We start from the raw sequence: 8,579 nt of genomic DNA, 5'->3' as shown, positions 1-8,579 counted from the left end.
GAAGCCGAGTTCTACCTGCACGCGGTCACCGGCCGCGGGCTGCCGGACTCGATGACCACCGGCACCGGCGCCCAGGGCGGAGTCACCGGCGGCCGGGCAGTGCGGTTCGAAACGAAAGCCGCCCGCCAGTACGCCCACGAAATCGCCGGCGACGAGAAAGCGCACGTCGCGTTTCTGCGCGGTGCGCTGGGCTCCGCGGCCGTGAGCCGGCCGCAGATCGACCTGCAATCCAGTTTCACCGCCGCCGCGCAAGCCGCGGGACTCGTGAAAAAGGGGCACACCTTCGACGCGTTCGCCTGCGAAGAGAATTTCCTGCTGGCCGCGTTCCTGTTCGAAGACGTCGGGGTGACCGCGTACAAAGGCGCGGCGCCGTTGATCAGCAACAAGACCTACCTCGAAGCCGCCGCCGGCATCCTCGCCGTCGAGGCCTACCACGCCGGCAACATCCGCACCGCACTCTACGAACGCGGGGGCGGCCTGTTCGGCATGAACTCGCGCGAAGCCACGGTCAAACTCTCCGACGCTCGCGACAGCCTGGACGGTCCGACCGACGACGACCAAGGCGTCATCGACGACCGCGGCAACGCCAACATCGTGCCCGCCGACGCCAACGGCATCGCCTACAGCCGCAGCCCCGGGCAGGTCCTCAACATCGTCTACCTGACCAACAAGGCCGCCACCTCCGGCGGCTTCTTCCCCAAGGGCGTCAACGGAACCGTGAACACCAGCGCGGCGCACTGACCGTGTCGCCGCGGTGCCGGGCCGCCGCCAGCGGTCCGGCACCCGCGTGTTCAACGCTTGAGGGCGGTACGGCCAGGCGAACGGGGAAACGGCACCCGACCTGGCATTCGCGGGCGTCTATCCGACGCGGGACGTCGCGCGGCTGGTGAACCGGAACTCGATCGCGACCGGAATGTCGTTCAGCTCCAACGCTTCCTCGAGCCGCGGCAGGCTCTCTTCGGTGACACGCCTGCGGATTTCGCCGAGGTCGACGTCCTGCTCGCACGTGACGATCAACGCCAGAGACGGCGTCTCCCTGGTCCCGGCAAGGGACGCGCTCGCCTTGCGCACTCCGGGATACCCGCGCAGCTCCTCGGCGAAGGGAGCCACCGCGTCGTCCGCGCGCAACTCGGTGCGTCCGAAGGCGGGATCAGTCTCGAACCGCCACACCCCCGTGCGCGGCCGGTGCGCGAGCTGAGCCAGCAGCCAGCGCAAAGCGAGCAGCCCCACCACGACCGCCGCCGCGGCGATCGCATAGAACACCCAGGCGGGCGGCTCCCCGGTGCCCGGCACGAGCGGCGCCCCGGGATCGACGACCCGCAGCACGCGGAAGTGGGTGGCCAGCCCGAAGCCGCCCGCGGCGAGCAGCACGAGACCGATCACCGCGAGCAGGAACCGGTTGAGCGCGGCCGGGCGATTCATGACACCTCCCTGGCAGCACGGACCCGCACCGACACCGCGGGCCGTCGGGCCGGTGCGATGCGGTCGAGCCGCGACTCGACGGCAGTACGGACCGCGTCCGGCAGCCCGTCCGTCCGGGTGCGCGCGGTTTTCACCCGCACCTTGACCTTGCGCAGGCCGGTCGAGAGCCGGGCTCGCTCGACACCGTCCACGCCCGCCGCGGCCGCCCGCAACGCGGACCGGTAGCCCACGGTGGCGGCACCGGAATCCGGGTCTCCCGTCAACGGGAGGATCCGGCGTTTGCCCGGCAAGAGCGCGGCCCACAGCAGCACCAGCCCGACGAGCGCTACCGCACCCGAAATAAGCGCTGGGACGAGATCAGTCCACTGCGCGTTGCGGACGGCCGTGGCGACCGCGCGATAGTCCAGCCACGGCCGGTTCCCGGTCAGCCGCTGAAACACCGCCACGGCTGCCAGTACGCACCCGGCCAGCAGCACACCGGCGGTCAAACTCGCCGGAAGAGACCGGCGGGTTCGGCGTTTCACTCCACCCTCCTCTGCTCAGCGGCCTCGGCGTGCAAAGCCGTCACTGTGATGCCGACGCGCCGGACCGGCATCCCGGTCAACTCCTCCACCCGCCCGCGCAGATGGCCGTGCACCCGTTCGGTCGTCGCGCCGACCGGGGCCGGGTACTCCAGCGAGATCCGCACGTCCAGCTCCACCTCCCCGCCCGCGATCCGGACCGACGTTTTCGCCGACCGGTCCAGCGCTTCCCCGCCGAGGCTGATCCCGAGCGTCCGCCCGGCGGCCCCGCCGACCCGCTCGATCTCGCCCGCCGCACGGGCGGCCAACCGCTCGACGGCGTGCTCGCTGATCGTCAGGCTGCCCCGTTCCCCCGCTGCGACAGCCACGGCTCACCCCCGATCGCGGCCGGTGAGCTGCGACAGATCGAGCTTGCCGTCCAGCAGGCGCCCGACCAACAGCCCCACCGCCCCCAGCACCAGGACCAGCAAGAACGCGCCGAAGCCGCCGATCGCGGCAGCGAGGCCCAGCGCCAGACCGGTGATCAGGCCCAATCCCGTTGCGTTCACGACACCGTCTCCTTCCTGTTCTCCGACTCGGTTCCCGCCGCAGCCGGCACTTCGACGTCGGCGATCAGCACGTGCACCGGCCGCCCGGGCGACGCGACGACAGCACGTACCGCGGCCGCCACCTCACCCGCCGAGAACGGAGCCCAGACCGTCACGCCGACGGTCACGTCCGCCTCGGTCACCCGCACTCCACTCACCCGGCCGCCCGCACCAAGCGTCGCGACCCGGCCGAACTGGCCGCTGTGCAGCTCCGCCACCTCCGGCAGCTCGCGCACGGCAGCGACGATCCGGGTTGCCTCCTCAAGCGGGTTCATCGCGCCCAACCGTCCGCCCCGAGCACTCGGTCCAGCCGAACCGCCCGACATCACCGGCAACCGCACCGAAGCACCGACCCGGTCGGCCCTCGACCGCGCTCACTGCACCCGGCCGCTGTCGCCGGACGCGTCCTCCTCGTCGTCCGACGGCAGACGCAGGTCGCCCACGTTGATGTTCACCTCCACCACCTCCAGCCCCGTCATCCCCTCCACCGCGCCGATCACGTTCCGCCGGATCGAGCGCGCGACGTCCGCGATCGACACTCCGTACTCCACCACGATCTGCAGGTCCACCGCGGCCTGCTTCTCCCCCACCTCGACCGAAACACCCTGCCCGGCCGACGCCGTCGCACCCGGGATGCGTTCCCGCAGCGCGGAAAACGCCCGCGCCGCGCCGCCGCCAAGGTCGTAGACCCCGGGGATCTCGCGCGTCGCCAGCCCGGCGATCTTCTGCACCACCACGTCCGCGACCGTGGTCGTCCCCTGCGAACTGGTCAGCGGACCCGCGTTGACCCGCTCCACGTCCTGGGACTTGGCCGCCGCGTCAGTCGTCGAAGCCATCGAAACTCCTCCGGTCGTTTCCCGTTCTTTCAGTTCATCGGTTCGACCCGCCGGCCACGCGAAACTCACTCCCCGAACGAGTGGCGACGATCACATAACCGGGTGAGTGACGATTTCGGATCCGCGCTGTCGGCCTGCCTGGCGCGTTTTTCGTACCGTCCGCGAAACGTGAACGTTTTCCGCACCGCTGCTCAGGCTTGGCTTGCCGCTGAATATCTTGCCCGTGTGCATCGTGCTCGCGAGCGCCGGACCCTGCCGCAATCATCGCGGAACAAGGCCCCGGATTCCCTCCGCTCAAGAACGAACACACTTCAGTCCTTTGTGGACTTACGACGGCGTCCGACCGAACCCAGCATCGCGGGCGATCGCGTCGACCGTGCCCACTGCCGACTGACCGAGCGCGGCAGAGACCGCCCGCCGTTGCGTCGGTGCCGAGCACACCGTCACTCGCGCCTTCAGCACGCCAAGACATTCCGGCGCTGGTTCCGCACACCAGATCGGGGGACCTGACAGCAACGGCGGCTTCACGGCTCTGATTTCGCGTACCGGCGCGGGCCGGCCGGCACCACGAGCCTGGAGTGAGCAAGCTGTGGCACCGGCCAGCGGGACGCTGCCGCTGTCGCGTCCCCCGACGGCGAATGTCACGCGCCTCGCCGTCAGTCTTTGGTGGCAGAACGGGTTTCGCGTTCGTACCGCGAGGCACGGCCGCCGCGGTTCCGGATGATCGGCGGAGCCGCGGCGGCCGTTGTTCCGGACTTCCCGCAAGGCAGGGTGGAAGCCCGGAGCCGGGTGCTATTTGTTGGTGCCGGGGGTAAGGACCTTGTCGATCACGAAGACGGTCGCGTTCTTGGTCGGGATGTTGCCGCACAGGATCTTCGCGCCGTTGACCGTCATGTTGTCGCCGGAGCCTTCGATCTTGATCGGCCCGCCCGCCGTGTTCAGGGAGGTCACGTCGCCCGCGGAAGCGAGACCCTTCGCGTCGTAACGCTTGCCCAGCACGTGGTACTGCAGAATCGGCGCCAGCTGGGTCGGGTTCTTCGCCAGCTCATTGAACTTCGCGTCACCCAGCGCGGCGAACGCGGAGTCTGCGGGCGCGAACACCGTGATCGCCTGCTGGCTGTTCAAGGTGTCGACCAGGTTCGTCGCCTTCACCGCGGCGACCAGCTTGGTCAGCAGCGGGTTCGTCGACGCAGCACTCGCCACCGGCTGCGGACCCATCGAATCCAGCGAACCAGGAGCACTGCCCTGCGGCAGCTTCGAACACGCCGGGCCGAACACATCGGCGTTGGTGGTCATGCCGTCACCAGAGGAAGCGCTGCTGGACATCGGCGCGGACATCGAACTCGACATCGGCGCCGGCGCACTGCTGGAACTGCCACTGCCGGACGAGGTGCCGTTGCCACTGCACGCGGTCAAGGTAAGCGCGGCTGCCGCGGTAAGGCCGACACCCGCAACGCGGAACTTGTTCACGATGATTCACTCCTAGTCGAGCGGCGATAGCAGTCCGTCGAACTGCCTGATGCCGGTCATTCGGCGCGGACGGCGGAGCGGATGGGTCGCCGGAACGGAAAACCCGATCAGGTGAACGACTTGGTCGCCCGGCCCGCACGGGGACCGCTCCGGCCACGGAATCTCGAGCGACGGCCAATCGCCGGCCCGGGCCGGCGATTGGCCGAGGGGACGACAAACAGACGGGCTCGCCACAGACAAGCGACGCGGACACAGCCGACGACGCATCCAAATGTCGCGAAAATCCCATCACGGGCACGAACGCGGAAACCACCGGCCGATCCGCAGGACTGGCCTGGCCGGAACGCTCTCCGGCAGCACGGCAACGCCGCGTTGCCGGCCGAAACAGGAGAGAACGGAGGTCCATTGTCCTGAACACATACGCCAGCCGGAAAATCCTCTGATCCGGAAACCTCGGACCGCCCGATCCGTGTGGCCTGGCGGGCAGGCGCGCTTTCGAGTGTCCTCGCTCGCGCCGCGGCGCGTGCCCCCGGGCATTCTGCCGCTGGCTGATCTAGCTCAGCGCCCCTTGCCTCGCGGTGGGAAACGGTGCGATCGACCTGACCCCGGTGGGGCTCAAGGGATTTCGCGGTGCGGATGTTCGGCACTCGTGACGCGGATCAGGCTGCTGGTCAAAGCGGGCTGCCGTCCGACGAACGGGCTGAGCCTTCCGGAGAGCGCCACCCTCGCCGCCTCCCGAAGCAGCTAGCCCAGGCTGCCCTCGAGCGCAGCGCCCAGGGTCGAGTACAGGCGGAGCACTCCGTCCAGGCCGGTGAGCTGAATCGGCCGCAAGGCACCCCTGCCCGTGGCGACGACCCGCAGTTCGGTCTGGTCCGCTGTGTCGCGCTGCGCGATCACCAGCGCGCTCAGCCCGACCGACGCCAGAAATGTCACCCTCGTCAGGTCGAGCACGAAAACCCACGGCCGCACCACGACCACCTCCGCGATCGCCGCGGTGAGCCCGGGCACGGTGGTCAGGTCGACATCGCCCTCGACTCTCAGTACCGCCGCGCCGTCCCGGTCGCCGCGAATCACCCTGAACGGCGCCATCAGCGGTTCGCCCGCCGGATCCGGTGCATCGCCTGGCCGACGTGCCCCGTCCTCCTGCTGCTCGGCCATCACTGCTCCTGCGTACGACGGTACAAGTCCGGATGTCGGCTCAACCGGTCTCCATCATGCCCCTTCGCGCAACTGCCGCTTCCTCGCGGTGCAGATCCCGGCAAGTGAGGTACTCCCCGCCACCGGTGAGACGAGCCCGGCGTGGCCGTGAAGGCAGGCACGCCGGGCTCGTGGTCAAGACAGAACGGTCAGCTCTTGTTGGTGCCGGGGGTAAGCACCTTGTCGATCACGAAGACGGTCGCGTTCTTGGTCGGGATGTTGCCGCACAGGATCTTCGCCCCGTTGACCGTCATGTTGTCGCCGGAGCCTTCGATCTTGATCGGCCCGCCCGCCGTGTTCAGGGAGGTCACGTCGCCCGCGGAAGCGAGACCCTTCGCGTCGTAACGCTTGCCCAGCACGTGGTACTGCAGAATCGGCGCCAGCTGGGTCGGGTTCTTCGCCAGCTCATTGAACTTCGCGTCACCCAGCGCGGCGAACGCGGAGTCTGCGGGCGCGAACACCGTGATCGCCTGCTGGCTGTTCAAGGTGTCGACCAGGTTCGTCGCCTTCACCGCGGCGACCAGTTTCGTCAGCAGCGGGTTGGTCGAGGCCGCGCTGGCCACCGGCTGCGGACCCATCGAATCCAGCGAACCGGGCGCATTGCCCTGGGGCAGCTTGGAACAGGCCGGTCCGAAGACGTCTGCGTTGGTGGTCATGCCGTCGCCCGAGGAAGCGCTGCTGGACATCGGCGCGGACATCGAACTCGACATCGGCGCCGGCGCACTGCTGGAACTGCCGCTGCCGGAGGAGGCCTGGTCGTTGCTGCTGCACGCGGTCAGCGCGAGCGCGGCGACGGCGGTGAGACCGATTCCGGCGGTGCGAAGGGTTTTCACGAGTGTTCTCCGTTCACAATGGACTGATCCGCGCCGGCCGGTCGAACGGGGCGGTTGTACGAGGGATTCGGCGCCGCGCGCGGCCCGGATGGGTCCCGCGGGAAGAAAATTCTCAGCTCGCGATGAACGTGGTGGAGTGCCAGCCGGTCGCTCCGTTCGGCACGGTCCCGGCGCGCTGGTCGGTCTGGGTGTAGCCGGTCTTGTCGGTGGCACGGACGAATACCTGGTGGGTGCCGGGTTTCACGGCGATCTGGGTCCACCACATCCGCCAGGTGTTCAGATTGACCTCGGCCGAAAGCGTGACCGGTTGCCAGTCCCCGTTGTCGACCCGGATCTCCACCTTTTCGATGCCGTTGTGCTGCGACCACGCGATCCCGGCCAGCCGCACCGCACCGGCCGGAACCGTGGCGAATCCCTTCGGAGTATCGATCCGCGACTCGGTTTTGATCGGAGCCTGCTCGCTCCACCCGCGTTTGAGCCAATACGCCTGCCGCGCCCGCCACGTGGTCACTTCGATGTCCACGACCCATTTCGTGGCCGACACGTAGCCGTAGAGCCCGGGTGTCACGAGCCGCGCGGGAAAACCGTGTTCCAGCGGCAACGGTTCGCGGTTCATCCCGATCGCCAGCATCGCCCCTCGGCTCCGGTCGAGCGCGGCCTCGACCGGCGTGCCGGAGGTCCATCCGTCCACGCTGGTGCAGAACAGCTGCTCCGCGCCCGGCCGCACCCCGGCTTCGCCGAGCAAGTCGGCCAGGTCGACGCCGACGAAGTTCGACGTGGACACGTAGTCGCCGCCGACCTCATTGGATACGCAGGTCATGGTGATCGTGCGCTCGACGAGCGGCCGGTTCCGGATGTCGCTGTAGCTGTAGGTCCGCTCCTTGTCGACCATGCCGTGGATGCGCAGGCTCCAGTCTTCCGTGCGAACCTGCGGCACGGACAACGCCGTGTCCACCCGGTAGAAATCCGGATTCGGCGTCAGAAATGCCGGAGTGCCCAGTTTCGCGAAGTCCGCGTCGGCCGGGATCGCGGGCGCGATAGTGGCGGGCACGAGTTTCCCCACCGCCTCGCGGGATGCGGTCGCGTCGCGGGTTCCGCTGATCAGCTGCCCGGCCCCGCCGAACGCGCCGACTCCGACGACGACCCCGGCACCGCCGAGCAGGAAGGAACGGCGGGACGCGCCCGAAGAACCGCTGCCCGCCACGATGTCTTTTCTCGGAGCGATTCGGTGCAGCAGAAGGAAAACCGCCACCCCGGTCACCAGGCTGGCGAGCGGCGCCAGCAGCGCGACCGCGGAAAGATCCGGCCGTTCGTAGACAGCGAACCCGCCCACCAGGCCGAACAACGCGATGATCGCCGCCCCGATCACGGGCGAGCGGGCCGAGAGCATTCCGGCGACGGCGGCGACCGCCACCATCACCACCGCCATCCCGCTGAGCAGCACCAGCTTGTCGTGCGTGCCGAACGTCCGCACCGCGAAGTCCTTGAGCTGCACCGGGGTGAGGTCGATCGCGCCGTTGCCGACCGCGAGGTACGGAGACGCGTTGATGCTGATGAACGAAGCGACCAGATGTCCCGCGGCCAGCGCGGCGAGCAGGGCGAGCACGCCGCACAACGCCGCGGACGGCAGCCGCAGTCTCGCCGCGCCGGCTTCGGGAACTTCCACAGTGGTCATACCGGGCCTTCGGCGCCGAAGGCCCCCCGGTTTGGTGC

Annotated in this window: 11 protein-coding genes; 1 reads left to right on the top strand and 10 read right to left on the bottom strand. The window is 69.0% G+C overall.

Annotated features, from left to right (window positions below; genetic code table 11):
• Window positions 1-741 (top strand): ferritin-like domain-containing protein (locus tag ACFXI3_RS23980; protein ID WP_378402258.1); only part of this gene is annotated, 741 nt, incomplete at its 5' end.
• A gap of 117 nt (window positions 742-858) precedes the next feature.
• Here the strand turns inward: ACFXI3_RS23980 and ACFXI3_RS23975 are convergent.
• The 10 genes from ACFXI3_RS23975 to ACFXI3_RS23930 all read right to left on the bottom strand — a co-directional run bounded on the left by ACFXI3_RS23975 (window position 859) and on the right by ACFXI3_RS23930 (window position 8,541).
• Window positions 859-1,422: an alkaline shock response membrane anchor protein AmaP gene (locus ACFXI3_RS23975; protein ID WP_378402256.1), complete on the bottom strand. Its 564-nt coding sequence runs from the start codon at window positions 1,420-1,422 to the stop codon at window positions 859-861.
• Complete coding sequence (locus ACFXI3_RS23970) at window positions 1,419-1,946, bottom strand: DUF6286 domain-containing protein (RefSeq protein WP_378402254.1); 528 nt, start codon at window positions 1,944-1,946, stop codon at window positions 1,419-1,421. The genes ACFXI3_RS23975 and ACFXI3_RS23970 overlap by 4 nt, the downstream gene beginning before the upstream one ends.
• Window positions 1,943-2,311: an Asp23/Gls24 family envelope stress response protein gene (locus ACFXI3_RS23965; RefSeq protein WP_378402252.1), complete on the bottom strand. Its 369-nt coding sequence runs from the start codon at window positions 2,309-2,311 to the stop codon at window positions 1,943-1,945. Before ACFXI3_RS23965 ends, ACFXI3_RS23970 begins: the two co-directional genes overlap by 4 nt.
• 3 nt (window positions 2,312-2,314) lie before the next feature.
• Window positions 2,315-2,491 carry a hypothetical protein gene (locus ACFXI3_RS23960; RefSeq protein WP_037370607.1) on the bottom strand — a complete coding sequence of 59 codons (177 nt, stop codon included), beginning with the start codon at window positions 2,489-2,491 and terminating at the stop codon, window positions 2,315-2,317.
• Window positions 2,488-2,805 carry a hypothetical protein gene (locus tag ACFXI3_RS23955; RefSeq protein ID WP_378402250.1) on the bottom strand — a complete coding sequence of 106 codons (318 nt, stop codon included), beginning with the start codon at window positions 2,803-2,805 and terminating at the stop codon, window positions 2,488-2,490. Before ACFXI3_RS23955 ends, ACFXI3_RS23960 begins: the two co-directional genes overlap by 4 nt.
• Before the next feature lie 99 nt (window positions 2,806-2,904).
• Complete coding sequence (locus ACFXI3_RS23950; RefSeq protein WP_378402248.1) at window positions 2,905-3,366, bottom strand: Asp23/Gls24 family envelope stress response protein; 462 nt, start codon at window positions 3,364-3,366, stop codon at window positions 2,905-2,907.
• Between the two features lie 792 nt (window positions 3,367-4,158).
• Complete coding sequence (locus ACFXI3_RS23945; protein ID WP_378402246.1) at window positions 4,159-4,836, bottom strand: fasciclin domain-containing protein; 678 nt, start codon at window positions 4,834-4,836, stop codon at window positions 4,159-4,161.
• 744 nt (window positions 4,837-5,580) lie between these two features.
• On the bottom strand, window positions 5,581-5,994 hold the full coding sequence (locus ACFXI3_RS23940) for an STAS domain-containing protein (protein WP_378402245.1): 414 nt from the start codon (window positions 5,992-5,994) through the stop codon (window positions 5,581-5,583).
• 188 nt (window positions 5,995-6,182) lie between these two features.
• The gene (locus ACFXI3_RS23935) at window positions 6,183-6,866 is read right to left on the bottom strand and encodes a fasciclin domain-containing protein (RefSeq protein WP_378402243.1); all 684 of its coding nucleotides are present in this window, start codon (window positions 6,864-6,866) and stop codon (window positions 6,183-6,185) included.
• A 112-nt stretch (window positions 6,867-6,978) separates the two neighbouring features.
• Window positions 6,979-8,541 carry a molybdopterin-dependent oxidoreductase gene (locus ACFXI3_RS23930; protein WP_378402241.1) on the bottom strand — a complete coding sequence of 521 codons (1,563 nt, stop codon included), beginning with the start codon at window positions 8,539-8,541 and terminating at the stop codon, window positions 6,979-6,981.
• Between the last annotated feature and the right edge of the window lie 38 nt (window positions 8,542-8,579).

This window comes from Amycolatopsis sp. NPDC059235 (assembly GCF_042754125.1).
In the GTDB taxonomy this organism is placed as follows: Bacteria; Actinomycetota; Actinomycetes; order Mycobacteriales; family Pseudonocardiaceae; genus Amycolatopsis; species Amycolatopsis albidoflava.
The sequence above is the reverse complement of the archived record's forward strand: the minus strand, read 5'-3'. Positions and strand labels throughout refer to the sequence as shown.

Excerpts from the sequence above, each read along its gene's own strand:
- ACFXI3_RS23975 (WP_378402256.1), bottom strand. The coding sequence starts at position 1,422 with ATGAATCGCCCGGCCGCGCTCAACCGGTTCCTGCTCGCGGTGATCGGT.
- ACFXI3_RS23930 (WP_378402241.1), bottom strand. The coding sequence starts at position 8,541 with ATGACCACTGTGGAAGTTCCCGAAGCCGGCGCGGCGAGACTGCGGCTG.
- ACFXI3_RS23940 (WP_378402245.1), bottom strand. The coding sequence starts at position 5,994 with ATGGCCGAGCAGCAGGAGGACGGGGCACGTCGGCCAGGCGATGCACCG.
- ACFXI3_RS23955 (WP_378402250.1), bottom strand. The coding sequence starts at position 2,805 with ATGAACCCGCTTGAGGAGGCAACCCGGATCGTCGCTGCCGTGCGCGAG.
- ACFXI3_RS23950 (WP_378402248.1), bottom strand. The coding sequence starts at position 3,366 with ATGGCTTCGACGACTGACGCGGCGGCCAAGTCCCAGGACGTGGAGCGG.